15 protein-coding genes and 1 tRNA gene are annotated in these 18,831 nt (G+C 42.3%); 10 read left to right on the top strand and 6 right to left on the bottom strand.

What is annotated here, in order from left to right; all coding sequences use genetic code 11:
* Positions 1-30 precede the first annotated feature (30 nt).
* The 3 genes from I8751_RS08885 (at position 31) to I8751_RS08875 (ending at position 4,011) form a co-directional block, all read left to right on the top strand.
* Positions 31-816: a TIGR01548 family HAD-type hydrolase gene (locus I8751_RS08885; RefSeq protein ID WP_214438813.1), complete on the top strand. Its 786-nt coding sequence runs from the start codon at positions 31-33 to the stop codon at positions 814-816.
* Positions 817-981: 165 nt separating this feature from the next.
* Positions 982-2,439, top strand: coding sequence for an alpha-amylase (locus I8751_RS08880; RefSeq protein WP_214438804.1), 1,458 nt, complete (start codon positions 982-984; stop codon positions 2,437-2,439).
* A 180-nt stretch (positions 2,440-2,619) separates the two neighbouring features.
* Complete coding sequence (locus I8751_RS08875; RefSeq protein ID WP_214438803.1) at positions 2,620-4,011, top strand: cytochrome P450; 1,392 nt, start codon at positions 2,620-2,622, stop codon at positions 4,009-4,011.
* A gap of 7 nt (positions 4,012-4,018) precedes the next feature.
* Here the strand turns inward: I8751_RS08875 and I8751_RS08870 are convergent, their stop codons facing one another.
* From I8751_RS08870 to ruvB, 3 genes are all read right to left on the bottom strand, one after another.
* Positions 4,019-5,293: a glycosyltransferase gene (locus I8751_RS08870; protein WP_214438802.1), complete on the bottom strand. Its 1,275-nt coding sequence runs from the start codon at positions 5,291-5,293 to the stop codon at positions 4,019-4,021.
* 98 nt (positions 5,294-5,391) lie between these two features.
* Entirely contained in the window at positions 5,392-6,198 is an 807-nt protein-coding gene (locus I8751_RS08865; protein WP_214438801.1) for a tetratricopeptide repeat protein, read from the bottom strand.
* Between the two features lie 166 nt (positions 6,199-6,364).
* Entirely contained in the window at positions 6,365-7,468 is a 1,104-nt protein-coding gene (ruvB, locus tag I8751_RS08860) for a Holliday junction branch migration DNA helicase RuvB (RefSeq protein WP_214438800.1), read from the bottom strand.
* A gap of 156 nt (positions 7,469-7,624) precedes the next feature.
* On the opposite strand from ruvB, the gene hisF reads away from it, so the two are divergent.
* The 5 genes from hisF to lysS all read left to right on the top strand — a co-directional run bounded on the left by hisF (position 7,625) and on the right by lysS (position 11,580).
* Entirely contained in the window at positions 7,625-8,398 is a 774-nt protein-coding gene (gene hisF / locus I8751_RS08855) for an imidazole glycerol phosphate synthase subunit HisF (protein WP_214438799.1), read from the top strand.
* 105 nt (positions 8,399-8,503) lie between these two features.
* On the top strand, positions 8,504-8,695 hold the full coding sequence (locus tag I8751_RS08850; RefSeq protein ID WP_214438798.1) for a hypothetical protein: 192 nt from the start codon (positions 8,504-8,506) through the stop codon (positions 8,693-8,695).
* Between the two features lie 94 nt (positions 8,696-8,789).
* Positions 8,790-8,862: transfer RNA gene (locus I8751_RS08845), tRNA-Ala, on the top strand.
* Between the two features lie 256 nt (positions 8,863-9,118).
* Positions 9,119-9,496 (top strand): GxxExxY protein, encoded by a 378-nt coding sequence (locus I8751_RS08840; protein ID WP_214438797.1) that lies wholly within the window; start codon positions 9,119-9,121, stop codon positions 9,494-9,496.
* A gap of 398 nt (positions 9,497-9,894) precedes the next feature.
* The gene (lysS, locus tag I8751_RS08835; protein WP_214438796.1) at positions 9,895-11,580 is read left to right on the top strand and encodes a lysine--tRNA ligase; all 1,686 of its coding nucleotides are present in this window, start codon (positions 9,895-9,897) and stop codon (positions 11,578-11,580) included.
* A 113-nt stretch (positions 11,581-11,693) separates the two neighbouring features.
* Here lysS and I8751_RS08830 read toward each other — a convergent pair whose 3' ends face one another.
* Positions 11,694-12,737 carry a M42 family metallopeptidase gene (locus tag I8751_RS08830; protein WP_214438795.1) on the bottom strand — a complete coding sequence of 348 codons (1,044 nt, stop codon included), beginning with the start codon at positions 12,735-12,737 and terminating at the stop codon, positions 11,694-11,696.
* A gap of 64 nt (positions 12,738-12,801) precedes the next feature.
* Here I8751_RS08830 and I8751_RS08825 point away from each other — a divergent pair, with 64 nt between their 5' ends.
* Positions 12,802-13,578: a class II aldolase/adducin family protein gene (locus tag I8751_RS08825; RefSeq protein ID WP_214438794.1), complete on the top strand. Its 777-nt coding sequence runs from the start codon at positions 12,802-12,804 to the stop codon at positions 13,576-13,578.
* Here the strand turns inward: I8751_RS08825 and I8751_RS08820 are convergent.
* Both I8751_RS08820 and I8751_RS08815 read right to left on the bottom strand, forming a co-directional pair.
* Positions 13,520-14,596 carry an SGNH/GDSL hydrolase family protein gene (locus I8751_RS08820; RefSeq protein WP_214438793.1) on the bottom strand — a complete coding sequence of 359 codons (1,077 nt, stop codon included), beginning with the start codon at positions 14,594-14,596 and terminating at the stop codon, positions 13,520-13,522. The two genes, I8751_RS08825 and I8751_RS08820, sit on opposite strands and share 59 nt — an antisense overlap.
* Before the next feature lie 400 nt (positions 14,597-14,996).
* Positions 14,997-16,394: an S-layer homology domain-containing protein gene (locus I8751_RS08815; protein WP_214438792.1), complete on the bottom strand. Its 1,398-nt coding sequence runs from the start codon at positions 16,392-16,394 to the stop codon at positions 14,997-14,999.
* A gap of 967 nt (positions 16,395-17,361) precedes the next feature.
* Between I8751_RS08815 and I8751_RS08810 the strand changes: the two genes are divergently transcribed.
* A complete protein-coding gene (locus tag I8751_RS08810) occupies positions 17,362-18,567 on the top strand; it encodes a histidine kinase (protein WP_214438791.1) in 1,206 nt (401 codons plus the stop codon).
* Positions 18,568-18,831 lie beyond the last annotated feature (264 nt).

Genomic DNA, 18,831 nt, shown 5'->3' with positions numbered 1-18,831 from the left:
CCCATTCCCCATGCCCCATGCCCCATTCCCATGACTCAAAAAGCAATTGTCATTTTCGATATTGACGGTGTTGTACGCGATGTTAGTGGTTCTTATCGTCGAGCGATCGCAGATACAGTAGAGTATTTTACAAATGCAGCCTATCGTCCGACACCCCTAGACATTGACCAGCTAAAGTCGGAAGGCGTTTGGAATAACGATTGGGAAGCCTCCCAAGAATTAATTTACCGCCATTTTACAGGGCGAGGACAGTCCCGTGAGCAACTGCAACTGGACTACAACGCTATTGTGGCTTTCTTCCAGTCTCGTTACCGAGGTACAGACCCCGACAATTTTACCGGGTATATCTGTCATGAACCTTTATTATTGCAAGCCAGCTATTTAGAACAACTGACACAAGCTGGAATTGCTTGGGGGTTTTTCAGTGGTGCTACCCGTGCTTCCGCTAACTATGTTTTAGAAAAACGTTTGGGTTTGAAGTCTCCAGCGTTGATTGCAATGGAAGATGCACCAGGTAAACCAGACCCCACAGGACTTTTTGCTACTGTCCAAAAGTTAGAGAATGATCTGGATGAATTATCAGTAATTCTATATGTTGGCGATACAGTAGCTGACATGTACACCGTAGTCAAAGCGCGAGAGATAAACCCTCACCGTACTTGGATTGGTGTGGGAGTTTTACCGCCTCATGTACAAGAAACAGCAACGCGCCGTGATGTATACGCCGAGACACTCCTAACAGCAGGAGCCGCAATAGTTTTGAGCAATGTCGAGGAACTAAATCCAGTCAAGATTCAGAAAATAGTGCTTAGTTAAAAGTCAGGAGTAAAAAATTATCTTTCCATGCCCTATACCCAACACCCAATTACTTACTTTATTGAGTTGCTATTAAAACATAAATAAATTTGGATGATGCATTGGTTGTGTGATCAAAACGACTTACGCTAGCACCAGATATTTGTAGCAGGAAAAGGCGATCGCATGAGCAACGGTGTAATAATGCAGTATTTCCACTGGTACATCTCAAATGATGGCAACCTGTGGAACCAGCTGAATAAAACAGCCAATGAGCTAGCTAATGCAGGCTTTACTGCCTTATGGCTGCCACCAGCATATAAGGGTAGTGGCGGAACGTGGGATGTCGGATATGCAGTCTACGATTTGTTTGATTTGGGTGAGTTTGATCAAAAAGGTACTGTTCGGACAAAATACGGCACACGCGAAGAATATCTCAAAGCCATTAAAACAGCCCAAGGTGCTGGCCTTCAAATTTACGCCGATGTAGTTTTTAACCATAAAGATGGTGGCGATGAGATAGAACGCATCTTTGCCCAAGAGATGGATTGGAATGATCGCAACCGTGCAGTCAGTGACTGGTATGAAATGGGCGCTTATACAAAGTTCAATTTTCCTGGGCGTGGAGATAAATACTCCAGCATGAAGTGGTATTGGTGGTGCTTTGATTCATTGTCCTATAACGCAGATACTCAAAGAGCAGACAAGCTCTACCGCATTAAAGATAAAAATTTTGAAACAGAAGTTAGCCACGAACATGGCAACTATGACTATTTGCTAGCGAACGACTTGGATACAGGTAATGACCTTGTACGCGGCGAGTTGATGTATTGGGGGCGTTGGTTTATTGACACTACAGGCGTAGATGGTTTTCGCATTGATGCTGTCAAACATGTCCGCTCCTCCTTTTTCCGTGATTGGCTCAATCATTTGCGAGTTCATTTTGGTGGGCGGGAATTATTTAGTGTTGGGGAATATTGGTCTCAGGATATTGATGCTTTACACGGCTACCTTGCTGCTAGTGAAGGGCGACTGTCGTTATTTGATGTACCCCTACACTTTAAGTTTCACCAGGCCAGTCACCAAGGCAGTAGTTTCGATATGCGGACTATTTTTGACAGAACCTTAGTAAGAGAACAACCCGCCTTAGCAATGACATTCGTGGAAAATCACGATACTCAACCATGCCAATCGCTAGAATCGCCTGTTGAACCTTGGTTTAAACCATTAGCTTATGCACTGATCTTGTTACGCCGTGAAGGCTATCCTTGCGTTTTTTATGCAGATTATTACGGAGCGCAATATAACGACAAAGGACGCGATGCTACCCTTCACTCTCATAGATTCTTGATTGACAAGTTTTTGAAAGCTCGTAAAGAATATGGTTTTGGCGACCAACACGATTATTTTGATCACCCCAATACCATTGGTTGGACGCGCTTGGGTAATAGCGAACATCCGGGAGCAATGGCTGTGGTAATGACCAATAGCGAAGCCGGGAACAAGTGGATGAATGTGTTCCGCCCCAACGCAGCTTTTTATGACTCTACTGGACATATCCAGGAAATTGTCTATACCAACAATGATGGTTGGGGAAATTTCCCTTGTCCAGGTGGTTCAGTTTCAGTTTGGTTACAAAAGTAGTGCCAAATGTAGAGAGAAGGTAAAAGGTAGATAAACTTTACTTTTTACCTTAATTCTTCACTAGCAACGCCAAATGGTTTTATTGACAAAGCGATCGCCTACATCTATGTTCTAAGATCAATCAAAACAACGGGCGCATAAAATGCCAGTTTTGCTTTGATTATTGGGAGACTAATAAAAATGTCTGCACAGCAACTGCCCAACGGCCCCCAAACTCACCCCTGGCTTCAGACGCTCCAATGGTTAATTAGCCCCTTGGAGTACATGGAAGATTGTGCTAAACGCTATGGAGACTTATTTACTCTCCGACTAGGACAAAATTCTACTCCTCAAGTATTCATTAGCAATCCCCAGGCAATTCAGCAGATTTTTAATACTCCTCCCAAACAGTTGGACTCTGGTGAGGCAGCAGGTGTTAAATCACCTTTATTGGGGCAGCAATCACTGCTGGCGTTAGACGGAAAGCCCCACCAACGTCAAAGAAAGCTATTGACACCCCCTTTGCACGGAGAACGGATGCTTTCTTATGGTCAATTAATTGGCAACATTACTACGCAAGTGACTGGTCAGTGGCAGATTGGGGAACCTTTTACAGTTCTACCGTTCATGCAAGAAATCTCTTTCCAAGTAATTTTAAAAGCTGTTTTTGGTCTAGAAGATGGATCGCGTTATGAGAAGCTCAAGGAACTTTTAATTGCAATATTAAATCCTAAAACACCTATCATCAGAACGGTTCTGCTTCTTTTTCCGTCATTAAGACATGATTTAGGCGCATGGAGTCCTTGGGGAAATTATCTGCGTTTAAGGCAGCAAATCGATGAACTCATCTATGCTGAAATTCAAGAACGCAAAGTGCAACCAGACCCGTCTCGGAATGACATTTTATCTTTGATGATGGCTGCTCGCGATGAAGCAGGAGAGCCTATGACAGATTTAGAGTTGCGAGATGAGTTGATGACCCTTTTAGTAGCTGGTCACGAGACGACTGCAACCTCTTTATCATGGGCATTATACTGGATTCACCATTTGCCCCAGGTACAAGAGAAACTACTCCAAGAACTAGATAAGTTGAGTGAAAACCTCGATTCAAATGCTATTTTCCAATTGCCATATTTGAATGCTGTCTGTTCTGAAACGCTACGCCTTTACCCGGTGGCAATATCGGCACTAAATCGAGTGGTCAAATCACCGCTACAAATTGGAAAATACAAGTTTGAGCCTGGTACTTTGCTGATTCCTTCTATTTATTTGACCCATCATCGAGAAGATTTATATCCTCAACCTAAGCAGTTTAGACCAGAGCGTTTTCTAGAACGTCAATTTACTCCTTATGAGTACTTACCTTTTGGTGGTGGAAATCGCCGTTGTATTGGTATGGCACTAGCTTTGTTTGAGATGAAACTGGTTTTAGTGACAATCCTTTCTCGCTGGCAAATGGAATTAGCTGACTATAAACCAGTACAGCCAGTACGTAAAGGTTTGCTGTTTTCACCAGGAGGAGGTGTGAAGATGGTAGTAAAGGGAAGAAAGCATTCTCAAAATCATCCCATTCTTCAGACTAGTTTTAGTTAAGTTGTGTTCAAGCTAAGACAGGCTTACCCGTAGACACGGCCTGCTCAATAATATCAGCGGCTCGACTTACCCCCCCAGCACGGAGAGTAGCTGTTTGTAATCTGAGGGCATTCTGTTTATAAGATTCTTCTGTCAACACTCGCTTGACAGCATTCCGCAACCTGGGAACATTCAATTTTTTAAGGGTAATAAACTCACCTGCCCCTGTCCAAGCAATACGGGCTGCTACTCCCGGTTGGTCATTAGCAACTGGAATCGCCACCATTGGCACTCCTTTTTTCACACATTCCATTGTTGTATTCATTCCCGCATGAGTAATCATGAGGGTGGCTTTTTCTAATACTTCTAATTGAGGTGCATACTCAACTATTAAAGGTTTGCCGGGCAGATTTGGGAGTGATTCAGGTTTAGCAGAACCTCCTAGAGAAATGACTAACTGAGCATCCAATTCTTCACAAGCTGAGGCAATAGTCTCAAAAACCCAAGTCAAACGATTTTGCAATGTTCCCATCGAAGCGTAAATTAAGGGTTTATCCGTCAATTTTTCGTAGGGAAAAGGAACAGATGCGCGATTAGCGGCAGTATGGTAGCTTCCTGTGAAATGGAACCAAGGAGGCAATTCCTGTCTGGGATATTCAAACTCAGCGGGTGCATTACTTATTTGAGCCAGTTGAGAGTAACCATTATTAGGAACAGAGTACAAAGGTAATTTCCACTCTCGGCGATACTCATCTATCAACTCTGCAAGTGGTTTAGCAACGCGATTCAATAGCTTGTAACCCAACTCGTTGCGTAAACGCGCCCACCTAGCTGGACTATACTTCCAAGTGGTAAAAAAAGGAGGAATGCTAGGTTCTCGATTCAGTACTACGGCGCTGCACACAGTCACAAAAGGAATTCCCAAAAAATTAGCAATTGTTCCTCCCTCTACTGAACTCTGGTTTACAAGCAAAGCTTCTACACCTGCTGCTTTCATTGCTGCTGGAGCGTCCCGAAACGTCACAGCCGAAACCCGTTTGAGCAAATCAATAGTATATTTAAATGCAGCCTGTCCACGTAACTGCCCCAACTTAGCAAGAGATTCTGCTGATGAACCAACCGGAAAATCTTGCTCTCCAATTGGCCAGTATTCTATTCCTGCTGCTAGTACTTTGGGTTGAGTATCGAGCGTTCCAAAGAGGGTGACGCGATGACCGCGCCTTTGAAGTTCTTGCCCTAAGGGAAGCATGGTGTTGAGTGGGCCTGTTGCTGCACCAGGGCTGAGAATACCAAAATGAGTCATGGTAAATTTATTTAGTTTTGTTCCAAAAAACTAAACCAAAAATACTCTTATAGTAAATACCTCTGCTGGGGGGTGGAAAAAATAACCTAAAAGTGCATCTACTGTAATTTCAAGAACTTATCTAAAGCTGCAACCATGCTGGGAGGCCAACGGCGGATATTTTTCACCCAGTTCATATCTTTGTAACGGCTATCTAGTCCATAAGCTGCTACCCAATTACTTTCTGCTTCGCCTTTGTTGCCGCTAACCCAGTAAGCAGCGGTGAGAGCAGCACGCATATCAGCGAACTTGGGATATTTACGGACTATGTTCTTCATCTCGCGGATTGCTGGGTCGGTTTGACCAGTTTCATAGAGGGCGAGGGCATAATTGGCACGAGCAAAGGCGAAATTTGGGGCAATTTCAGTTGATTTTTGATAATCTGCGATCGCCTCTGACCATTTTCCTAAACCTGCTTTGGCATTACCCCGATTGTTGTACGCCATTGCATCTTGAGGATCTAGTTCCAGAACATGATTATAATCTGCGATCGCTTCTTGCCATTTTCCTAACCCTTCTAATGCTGCACCACGATTCAAATAAGGATCGGTAACATTAGGAGCTAGTTCTATGGCTTTGTTGTAATCTGTCAAAGCATCTTGTAACTTATTCTGACTCACCCGCGAATTTCCTCGATTACTCCATGCTCCGGCATTAGAGGGAAATTGCTCAATAATCTTTGTCCAATACTGTTCAGCTTTGGCAAAATCACCTTGATTCGTGGCTGCAAAGGCCTGATTTGCCCACTCATCTCCTTGCTGTAGCTGCTCTTGAGTCATACTGGGCTGTTGAGATAGCGCCATAACTGGGCTACTCCAGCCAAACACAAGTAACAAACTGAGAAAAATACTAATTAATTTAATCATCTGGTTTACCTGTGTCTATAAACAAAAGCATTGAGCATGGGGCATGGGTAAGAAGGGTAAAGGGGAATGGGTAAGGGGGAAAGGGTTTATTTTTTCATCCTTTACCCTTTTCCCTCTTGTTGCTCCCCTGCTTCCTATTCCCTAGCCCCTATTCCCTAACCCCTAATTACAACAGCGACAACTGTTCATTATTGGGTGGCTTAAAGTCCAAATGCTTGTATGCTGCTTTTGTCGCCACCCTACCACGAGGAGTCCGGCTTAAATAACCAATTTGCATGAGGTAAGGTTCGTACACTTCTTCAATTGTTTGGGTATCTTCACCTGTGGCGGCGGCAATTGTTTCTAACCCTACCGGACCACCGTTGAATTGTTCAATAATTACATTCAACATTTGGCGATCTGTCCAATCTAAACCACGGGGGTCTACTTGGAATAGTTCCAATGCTTCGGCTGCGATACTTTCAGTAATTTCTCCTGATGATTTGACTTCTGCATAATCACGTACCCGCTTGAGTAACCGATTGGCAATCCGTGGTGTGCCTCGCGATCGCCTGGCAATTTCTATTGCACCATCTTCTGTAACGGGGGTTTGGAGAAATTGAGCGCTGCGTAAAACAATTTGGCTTAGTTCATCAACTTCATAAAATCGCAGTTTTTGTACCAAGCCGAAGCGATCGCGTAATGGTGAAGTCAGCGCACCTACACGAGTTGTGGCTCCCACTAAGGTAAATTTTGCTAGTGGTAAACTCCTGATGCGAGCGCTAGAACCTTTACCAATGGTGATATCTAAGCGGTAATCTTCCATAGCCGGATAAAGAATTTCTTCTGTCATCCGGGAAAGACGATGAATTTCATCTATAAATAAAACATCTCCGGGTTTGAGATTAACTAGTAACCCTACAATATCCCTTGGACGTTCTAGCGCTGGCGCACTGGTAATTTTGTAATTTACCCCCATTTCTGATGCTAAAATCATTGCCATTGTCGTTTTACCCAATCCTGGAGGCCCATATAGCAGCAAGTGATCCAGCACCTCACCTCTCGACTTGGCTGCTTTAATGGCAATGTCCAGGACATCCTTTAGGTCTTTTTGCCCAATGTAATCAGCAAATCGCTGTGGTCGGATACTCTCTTCTTGCTTACCTTGTTCATCAATAGCAGCTTCAGGTTGCAAAACGTTTTCCTTGGGAGACGCTTTCGCCGACTCTTGTGGCTGCTTTGGTTGTCCGTTGGGTTCTTGAGGCTGTTTTTTCGAGGAGATTATCGCCATAATTCAGCTATCAACTTTGACTTGAGGACTGTTTGAGCGCTATATCTGCCGCCATGCTTGCTACTTAACAAGGGATGCGAAGATTTTCGTTTGGGAATACGCGCGCCAATTTAAAATTTAAATTCCGGACAATTACCCAGGAGTTCAAAAGTTATTATGTTGTCTAAAAGAATCTTACCGTGCTTAGATGTGAAGGCGGGACGAGTTGTAAAGGGAGTTAACTTTGTTGACCTTAAAGATGCGGGCGATCCGGTTGAGTTGGCAAAGGTTTACAACGAAGCTGGTGCAGACGAGTTAGTATTTCTGGATATTACAGCGACTCATGAAGATCGAGATACAATTATTGATGTAGTTTACCGTACTGCTGAACAAGTCTTTATTCCACTCACTGTCGGTGGTGGTATTCAATCCTTAGAAAATGTTAAAGCTTTGTTACGCGCGGGAGCTGACAAGGTTAGTATTAATTCTGCGGCAGTACGTGAACCAGACTTGATTAATCGGGCAAGCGATCGCTTTGGTAATCAATGTATAGTTGTTGCTATTGATGCCAGACGCAGAGTTGACCCTAACAACCCAGGCTGGGATGTGTATGTGCGAGGTGGTAGAGAAAACACTGGTTTAGATGCCTTACTTTGGGCACAAGAAGTTGAAAAACGAGGAGCAGGAGAACTGCTAGTCACAAGTATGGATGCTGACGGTACTCAAGCTGGCTACGACCTAAGCTTGACAAGAGCGATCGCAGAATCTGTACAAGTTCCAGTAATTGCCTCTGGTGGTGCAGGCAATTGTGAACATATCTACACGGCACTAACAGAAGGCAAAGCCGAAGCTGCACTATTAGCATCATTACTGCATTACGGGCAATTAAGCGTGGCAGAAATTAAGAACTACTTACGCGATCGCCACTTGTCTGTACGGTTATTCCAGTAACTCGAAGAACATCATCGAAAACTAACCACATCTATCGTAAGTTAGATACAGTTCTCTAAAAGGGTGTTAACATTAATGTATAAGTATTAATAAATATTAAGAAATATGTTGATTCCTATTTTACTATTTGATGTGGCGCTGGTGGCATGGTCACTGCACCTAATGGAGAAAGCCGTTGAGAACAAAGAATTTTCTCTGATGCTAGCTGGTACGTTGGTAGCTTTAGCTGCTGCTGCCATGCTAGTAGTCTACTTTTTGATGGGTCACTGTATGAGCTATTTGTTGCAAGTTTCTTAACGAGCGCTAAGTGTTAGAGGACTATAATTTACATTTGGCAGGAAAAACTTGACAAAGCATTAATAACTAAGTCAATATAGATAACGCACTGTAAGGGGTTATAGCTCAGTTGGTAGAGCGCTGCAATGGCATTGCAGAGGTCAGCGGTTCGAACCCGCTTAGCTCCATTTATACACTAAATAATTCGTGTCCAATTTTATAAATTTAAAAGTAGTGTCAAAATTTTAGGATAGGTGACTGTTCCACTAATTCCTCAAACGTCTGAATCACAGATTGATATGGATTACAAGATTACACTGAGTTAAAATCTATACTATCTTGTAATCTGTAAAAATCCGTGATGTGGATTAGACAGATAAAAGGATGACACAGAGTAAAAATCTGTGCCATCTTAGTAATCCTTAAAAATTCGTGATCCGGAGAATGAGTAGCTTAAAATACGCTGACATCACTCAAAAAATTATTGGAGCCTCCTTTGAAGTCCATAAATTTTTAGGCAACGGCTTCCAAGAAGTAATCTACCAACGCGCTCTAGCCTATGAGATGCGTCAAGCAAAACTAGAATTTGCCCGTGAAATAGAACAACACATTTACTATAAAAGCTTACCCGAACCTATCGGTAAACGCAGAGCCGACTTTGTAGTTGAACACAAAATCCTTGTAGAACTAAAAGCCGTCATTCAACTCGAAGATGTCCACCTAGCCCAAGCCCTCAACTATTTAAAAGTCTATAAATTAGAAGTTGGATTACTGATAAACTTTGGTAGCAAAAGCTTAACCTTCAAAAGGCTTGTAATGTAGAACACGGGTTAGACTGATTAAAAGATGACAACCAAAAAAGCTACTTCATCTTAACCCTGTTCTGTCACTCTCGGAAAACAATAATCGAAGCAATATTCTGAAACTTTGATTGAGCCAAGCTTTGAGGCTTTATTTTCTAACAGTAACTAAAATTTATAGCCAAAACTTAGAAATTAAAGCCTCGAAAGGCTTTCAGCGATTGGGTTCTCCCAAAGTGATAAAAGAGGGTTAATCAACCGTGTAATTTAGTAATCCGTATCAATCCGTGATTCAGACAATGAGGGAAATATGATCGGGTAGGTTAGGCTGTGATAATTCTTTGTCTTCTCCAACCTTCTAAGGTGTTGGCTACTTTTCCAGCATCTATAATTAATCTTGCCCTCTGAGAGTTCGTTACCATGTCGGAAGAAGATATCCGTGCCGCCAGATTAGAAAAAGTAGATCAACTTAAGCAGTTGGGGACAAATCCCTATGCCTATCGTTGGGAATCTACCCATCATGCAGCGCAGTTGCAAGAAAAGTTTGCCGATTTAGCCAGTGGAGAAGAAATTGATTTAGAAGTTGCGATCGCTGGACGCATTATGGCGCGTCGCGTTTTCGGTAAACTGGCTTTCTTCACCTTGCAAGATGAAACTGGCACAATTCAGCTTTATTTGGATAAAAATCGCATCCAAGAAAGCATGGCAGATATTGATGCTGATGCCTTCAATCACTTAAAACAACTCACAGATGCAGGTGATATCCTGGGAGTTAAAGGTACTATTAAACGGACTGAAAAGGGCGAGTTATCTGTCTACGTTAAACAATATACTATCCTGACTAAATCCCTGTTGCCGCTACCCGACAAGTGGCATGGATTAACGGATGTTGCCAAGCGTTACCGTCAGCGTTATGTTGACTTGATTGTTAACCCGGAAGTACGCCAAACTTTCCGCCGTCGCGCCCAAATTACTGCTGGTATTCGCCGTTATTTAGAAGAACGGGATTTTCTGGAAATTGAAACGCCAGTTTTGCAAAGTGAGACTGGGGGTGCAGATGCGCGTCCATTTATCACTTACCACAACACTTTAGAAATGGAGTTGTATCTGCGAATTGCCACAGAACTTCATCTCAAGCGGTTGATTGTGGGTGGTTTTGAAAAGGTGTTTGAATTGGGGCGGGTTTTCCGTAATGAGGGAATTTCGACTCGGCATAATCCCGAATTCACAACAATTGAAATTTACCAAGCCTACGCCGATTACAACGATATGATGGCGTTGACAGAAGGGATTATTACCACTGTCGCCCAAGACGTACTCGGCACATTGCAAATTACCTACCAAGGGGAACCTATAGATTTAACACCACCTTGGCGGCGAGTGACAATGCACGATTTAGTTAAAGAATTTACAGGCTTGGATTTCAATTCTTTTCAAACATTGGAAGAAGCAAAAACAGCAAGTAAAAATGCTAGTATTCCTGGTGTAGATGAAGCCAAATCAATTGGTAAGTTACTGAATTTAGCTTTTGAAGAGAAAGTAGAAGCTAATTTAATTCAACCTACCTTTGTAATTGATTACCCAGTAGAAATTTCGCCTCTAGCAAAACCCCACCGTTCTCAACCTGGTTTGGTGGAAAGATTTGAGTTATTTATCGTCGGGCGAGAAACTGGGAACAGCTTCTCAGAACTTACCGATCCTATCGATCAACGAGAACGCTTAGAAGCTCAAGCTGAAAGGAAAGCTGCTGGCGACTTAGAAGCCCAAGGTGTAGATGAAGACTTTTTGACAGCCCTTGAATACGGTATGCCGCCTACAGGTGGTTTAGGGATTGGCATTGATCGGTTGGTAATGTTATTAACTGATTGTGCCAGTATTCGGGATGCGATCGCTTTCCCATTACTCAAGCCTGAAGGTAGCGTTATTAAGCAATTTACCTATGAGCCAAAAACTCAAACACTGACTATTGAATTTGATAGTGGAAGTGTTTACGAGTATTTCAAAGTACCTCCCAGTGTCAAGGAAGATTTAGACAATGCACCGTCTAAAGGTCAATACTTTAACAAGTTCATTAAAGGAAAATTTAAGTTTGAACAGTTGAGTTGACTTACTTAAGGATACAAACACTAAGGTGCGTTATGGCTTTGCTTAACGCACCATTTTGATTATCTAAAAATTTCCAGAAGCGATCGCCTCCGCATTCAATCAATCTTTGCATATCACTCGAACTCAGTTTCACAAAAAGTTTTTAACAAATCTATACAGTTAGCGATCGCTCCTAAATGAGCAATTTCATAACCGTGGGTATTTTGTGTAGGAAAGGCCAAACAAGCAGCGCGGCCAACATGACCAAACTTCATCGCAATTGAGGCATCACTACCAAATTGGCTGAGTGTCACTAATTGTACTGGCATTTCTAACTGCTTGGCACTATGACGTAGTTGTCCATTCAGATTTTCATCGTAAATTCCATAAGCATCCTGAGAAAGAATTACTGGATTTTTCCCGTCTTCAATAGGGTATTCCGTTGAGAGTGGGCAAATTTCTAAAGCGATTAAGGCATCTAGACGTTGATTTTGGGTAAAAAATAATGCCCCAATTGCCCCTACTTCTTCTTTAGCTGACGCTACCAAATAAACATCGACTACTGGCTGTTTGAGTCTTTGAGCCAAAGCCAACAAAATCGCCACAGAGGCTTTGTTATCCAGGGTATAACTGGCTATGTGATTTTTTAACCTCAAGGGATGCTTGCGATGTTTACCAACCACCAGTCTAGTTCCGGGTCGAACACCAGCTGCTTCTAATTCAGCAGTGGTGAGTTTCGTCTCAATCCAGGCATTTTCCCATTTGACGGCGGCATCTTCTTGCTGATTTTTTTGGGGCGATTCGTGAGAAACGTGGCGGGAGCCAAAACTCAGAATACCGTTGATAGTTTGGTAATCTCCCAATAAATCTACGACACCTTCACCGTAAACCCACGGGTAAGAACCGCCTAATTTACGAACTTCGACACGGCCTTGATCACCAATACTTTTGACAATTGCGCCAATTTCGTCTTTATGGGCAGTAATAGCAATCGCCCTCTCAGAATTTAACCCTGGAATTTTGGCAATAATATTATCAGCGCGATCGCACCAAACTTCTACACCCAGCGCTGCAAATCGCTGCATCAAAAACTGGTTAATCTCAGATTCTACACCACTAGGAGAATGGTGCATTACCAGTTCTGTAATTATTTCAAATAGCTGCTCGTAATCCCACATCAATATAATATTAGTTTAAAACATCAGTATCAATATTTTTACCTACAATTACGTACTTTAGAAGATGCAAGTTATATCCACAGAGCAACCAAAGACTCCTCAACCACCAACATTCACTTCCTTTGCAGATGAACGTCTTTATCGCCAGCAAAGGTTAGCAGCAGCATTGCGTCTATTTTCCCGCTATGGATTTGACGAAGGTATTGCTGGACATATTACTGCCCGCGATCCAGAACATCCAGAACATTTTTGGGTAAACCCTTTTGGGATGCACTTCGGTTTGATTCGAGTCAGTGACCTGATCTTAGTTAACCACCTGGGTGAGGTAATTGCAGGCGATCGCCCAGTCAATCAGGCAGCTTTTGCAATTCATTCCCAAGTTCATGCAGCTCGTCCGGATGTAGTAGCAGCAGCTCATGCCCATTCGGTCTACGGCAAAAGCTGGTCTAGTCTCGGCCGTCTGCTTGACCCCCTCACCCAAGATGCTTGTGCTTTTTACCAAGACCATAGTCTATTTAATGACTATACAGGTGTGGTTCTGGAACTAGAAGAAGGCAAACGTATTGCCCAAACCTTGGACAATAATAAAGCCATCATTCTGAAAAACCACGGTTTACTCACAGTGGGTCACTCAGTTGATGAGGCTGCTTGGTGGTTTGTTGCAATGGAGCGTTCTTGCCAAGCTCAATTAATGGCAGAGGCTGCTGGTAAACCTAGTCCAATCCAACCTGAATATGCTAGTTTGGCACACTCCCAAGTAGGGTCACATTATCTGGGTTGGTTTAGTTTTCAACCGTTGTATGAGATGATTGTGCGGCAAGAACCTGATTTATTGGAGTAAAATTAGACTTTTTTTGTTGGCGTTTTAGCACGCTTCCTGCACCCAAAGCCCCAAGTGCTAACATCCCTAATACAGCTGAAGGTTCGGGAATTGCCGCTAAAGCAGCATCTGCTATTAGACGATGAGCGCCTGTAGTTGGATGAACAGCATCAAAAAATAAAAAGTCGTTTGGATTATTACATATAGTAAAATTACCTGAATTAATGTCCTCGAAGCTACCTACTATACAGGGGGCATTAACATTTGTGAAACCAAATTCTTCTTGATTGTCCACTACCTTGTTAAACAGAGAGTACACGTCAACACTAATGATATTAATGTCAGGTATCGAGTTAAATTGATCCAAATTTTTTGCCAGTTCTGTATTGTGGCTTTTAGTCAAATCAGATAATTGATTGGAACTTCCACTAGCTATTGCAAATGGAGACTTGCCTAAATCTGGCAAGTTAAACACTATGATGTTTTTAGCTCCAGCTTCAGCTAGTAATGCAACTGAATTGGATAAATTACTAACTATTTGACTATAGTCAGAAACATTTTGACCAAATAAGTAATCATTTGCACCTCCCCAAATAGCATAGAGGGCGTTCGGGTCAGCCTGCTTCTGATTTGTTAACAAGCTTTGCCTGAACAGACCGACTTGCGCCAGTATTCCCGGTAATGGATCAGAGACTAAGGTATTACCTAATCCAGAGGAAGAACCTCCGATCGCATAGTTAATCCCTTGGTTAGGAATAGTTGTAGGACTTTGTATATTTGTAAACAAGGTCGGTGTTAAACCTAGTTTGTTTCCAAAATAGTCTACCCAGATTGAACCGTTGGAAAAACGTCCTGGAAAGTATGGCGGGCTAGGTGGGATGGCTGTATTAGGATTTACTAAACCATTAGTAAAGTTAAACACATTGCCATTATCAGATAGACTATCGCCAAACACATAAAGCCCTGTAAAAGCTTCAGCTTTCAGCGGCAGCACGAACGAGAAAAGAACAAATCCTGCCGCCATCAATTGCTTTTTCATACTTATCTAAACGTTGTATGACTTGTGCTGTATCAAAATTAGAAGCGAGGGATGATCAACCTACGAATTGTCTCGGTAAGCGATCGCAAAGCCAAGCACTCTTAATCAGTTTTATTTGCGTAATTTTATTTAATAGAGCTTGAAATATTAATAAGTACTATATAGGGTAAAATTGCTTAAAATCTATAAATTTACTTGATTTTTATTATTCACAACCCTCTTGCAAAGCAAATATAAAGTTTGAATGCCAGAAATACTGAGTAGGGTAGACAAGCAGCCTAACCTACCACTAGTGGTCTATATGAAGAAGGGAAAAGGCGAAGGGGGAAAGGGGAAAGGGAACCCCATATTTAAAAACAGGGGTTTCAAGCATAGACGTTGATTTAGAGAGAAAATAGAGTTAGTTTTGCGGAGTTTTCACCTTCAAAGCTTCAACAGCAGATATACCCTCACCTTGAGTCCCGAAATACCACAAAGCCGCTGCGGCTTCTGCACGAGTCACAGGTTTTTTGGGTTGAAACAATGTTGTGTAGCCGAACACCCGGCGAATATTCGATTGTTCACCATTTTGAAAATCTGCTAATACTGCGCGTAGAGCTTTGGGGTCAATTTTCCCCACATCCTGGAAACCCCAAGTTTGCTTGACAGCATCTAAGTTGGCGCTAGGTAAAGCTTGGCGAGTATCCAGCGGTACTTTCCACAAAATCAACTGCTCCCTTGTCAGGGGGGCATCGGGACGAAACAAAACTGTTGTAGAATCACCCGATAAAGAACTAGGAATTAACCCAGCTTCAGCTAAACCCTGAATTTCTGGAAAATCTGGATCTGTTTTTGACACATCACTAAAAGCAGGTTGAGTAGTTTCCGCAGCTAGACGAATCTGCTTGGCTGGATTACTAGCATACATGGCATTGTTAGTGGCAACTAGCCAACGAGCATATTCTCGGCGGGTAATAGTTTTAGCTGGCTCAAATTGGTTAGTTGGAACATTAGAGTTGCTCTTATTTGTCTGGGAATTTATAGAAAAAACACCTAAGCCTGTTAAGTCTTGGATATATTGCCGTAGCTCTTGCGGTGCTTTGTTCAGATCACTAAATTCTTGAGATGTAGATGTGGCTGTAGTAGTTGTTTGACCTTCAACTGTATTTTCTGACTGTGTGGCTAAATTTGTCTGCGGTATAGGGCCAATGAATTGTGGATCACCTGGTTGGGGAGGGTTATCAGTGGTTTCGCTAGGGCTAGTAGTTGGGTTAGGTTGTGTTGTTGTTGTATTAGGTGTGTACTCAATCAGTAATGTGGTAGCTGTTTGTGGTTGATTGGCTGTAGAGTTAGTGACTGATTGGGGTTGAATAGACACCTTTACCAGCAAATTATTCCGACGCGCCTCAAAAGCACCTCCCGCTTCATCTGGAGGCTGTTGCAAAACCTGCCAATTGTTTGTCTGAAACTGGTTACGATAAAAGCTAGTGATCAAATTACTGGGATCAAAACTCAGCCAGCGAGTGGATACCTTATTTTCTGAGCCGCTGGTAGGTGTCACTTCCTGGAGTTCAGCGTTGGGATATAACGGGATATCTTTGGGAAAATCTGCTGGTAATTGAAGTGTAGGTTGATTTTGTCCTGCTTGTGCTTCACCCTCTTGAGTTTCCGCAAAAATCGCAGGATTGTTTTGCAACCGAGGATCTGCCGCTAAAGACTGTTCTAAGTTTTTAGCGGTTGGAATGTTAGCACAGGCTGTTAAAGAAGAAAATAGAACAGCCAAACTCATTAAGATAGCTGGACGTTTATAGGGAAGCACAGGCAGTCAAAGAACGCGTGTCAATTCCTACCCTAGCGCAGACTGTCGATATTTTATGCAGTTAGATAATTTTTCGCAGAGAGTTGATCACATTTAGTATAAAGCTGTAATCCCTTGCTAGATGTCGTATTTGAAAGCGATCGCCAACCCTCAAAAGTGCTAAACTTAGATTAAATTCCCCCCTTAGCATCACCCAAAGGAGGGAAAAAAGCGCTCACTGACGCTAGATTGCAAACAATCTAAAAAAAATTCAGGGGACATTACTCAGATGGAGATAGCAATACCTGGAAAACTTCAGTGCCAGGCATCTCTACCTATTCAGCGTAAATCTACCATATTTGGGGATCAACGTTGTCAGCAAAGTGGTTGAGTTTTACAGCAGGTTTCCTAGAATTCCGTAAATCGAGTTTCCGAGGAAAATTTTACTTGGGCTGGTGTAAAACTGAAGGAAGTTTTAATAATTTCTGGCTAGAAGTATACAAATAGCAGTAAATTTGTGCTTGTAGCACAGTTAACTAGTCGGGTAAAGGGGAAACGTTTCTCGGTAAGCCTACTAATGTACTCTAAAGCTATACAAAGTTCTAGGACTTTTATACTGGCAGTTAAAAAAATCTTCTGTGGTTGTGGTTGGAACAGTTCATTGTCTACACACAACTTACATCTGATTAATATCTGGCTCAGTTAGTGTTTGTTTGCTATCCAAGTATAAAATCTTTCACCTGTTGACTTATAAACAAAGTTGTAGTTTAGGAAAGATTAGGACTTATATTCAAGAAACAAGGGGTTTTTTGAAGATGATCTGAGCAAAAAGCAAGTAAAAGGCTGAAAAAGATGTATCTCATGTTAAAAACGCAGATCTGATAAGAGTATGAAGAATCTAAAATAGATATTAAATTGAAAAAAAGAACGACCATCGACAACTGTCAGTCCATTTTACTTTCTGCAAAGCGTCGCCAGGTTGTTACCAGTGCTGAAACACGATTACATGCAAGTTTCCCAGGATCAGCCTATTTATTCTGAGGCTCCACTCCAACTGTTGCTGTTCATCGATGGACGGCCTAAGTCACGACAACAAGTACAGCGAATACGTGCTTACTTAAAAGAATTGCAGGCTGAGTATAATTTTGAACTTCAAATTATTGATGTCGGGCAACAACCATATTTGGCGGAACACTTTAAATTGGTAGCAACGCCAGCTTTAATTAAAATCCACCCAGAGCCTAGACAGGTTTTAGCTGGGAGTAATATTATTGCCCAATTGAAAAATTGGTGGCCGCGCTGGCAAACGGCTGTAGATGCCTACTTAAAATTGCAGGAAGATTTACAAGGGCGTATAGATGACAATAGTCGAGTCTCGTCTCCTAAATCAACAATCCGTTCTGTTGCTGTTTCTGCGGAACTCATGCGCCTGTCAGACGAAATTTTCCGTTTGAAACAGGAAAAAGATAAACTCCAAGAGCAGCTGCAATTTAAAGATAGAGTGATTGCTATGCTGGCACACGACCTCCGCAATCCTTTAACGGCTGCGGCGATCGCCATAGAAACTCTTCAATCTAATTACAGTATAGAAACGGGAAATTTTCAACGCTTAAAACCAGCAATGACAGCGCATTTATTAAAGCAAGCCCGTAACCAAACCAAGACAATTGATCGGATGATCGCCGATCTTTTACAAGTGGGTCGCGGCAACGATACAGAGCTTCCTATAATACCGCAAAAAATGGAACTAGGCCAACTCTGCTTTAGTGTACTTGAGGAATTACGCGATCGCTACACCGCTAAATCCCAAGAAATGGAGACAGATATCCCCCAAGACTTACCTTATGTATATGCCGATCAAGAACGTATACGCCAAGTGTTAGTCAATCTGTTAGATAATGCCATTAAATACACACCAGAAGGCGGCAAGATTAGCATTGCTGGTTTGCACCGCACCACCCAAAAAGTTCAGTTTAGTATTGGCGATAACGGCCCTGGTATTCCTATAGAAAATCGCGATCGCATCTTTGAAAACCACTTCCGTTTACAACGAGATGAAAAAACAGAAGGCTACGGTATTGGTCTTTGTTTATGTCAGCGTATTGTTAGGGCACACTACGGCCAAATTTGGGTAGACTCTGCCCCCAATGGCGGAGCATGGTTTCACTTCACCTTGCCAGTGTATCCCTCTTAGTCAGTGGTTAGTGGTCAATGGTCAGTGATCAGTGGTCAGTGGTCAGTGGTCAGTTGCAAAGAAAAAAGCAATTAACGAGACTTAGAGGAAAACTATCTTAAAAATACCTTCAAAAGCTTATGTAGTAAATGTTTAACGTCGATTAACCTGTTTTCTTGACATATCTAGGTTTCAGTAATTTTTAGCCTCCAAAATATCAAAGTCCCACTAACAACTGACAACACTTCGGCAAGCTCAGTGCATCGCTGACAACTAACAACTAAC

It is taken from the genome of Atlanticothrix silvestris CENA357 (genome assembly GCF_016056295.1).
Taxonomy (GTDB): Bacteria; Cyanobacteriota; Cyanobacteriia; order Cyanobacteriales; family Nostocaceae; genus Atlanticothrix; species Atlanticothrix silvestris.
This window is presented reverse-complemented; position numbering and strand designations above follow the sequence as displayed.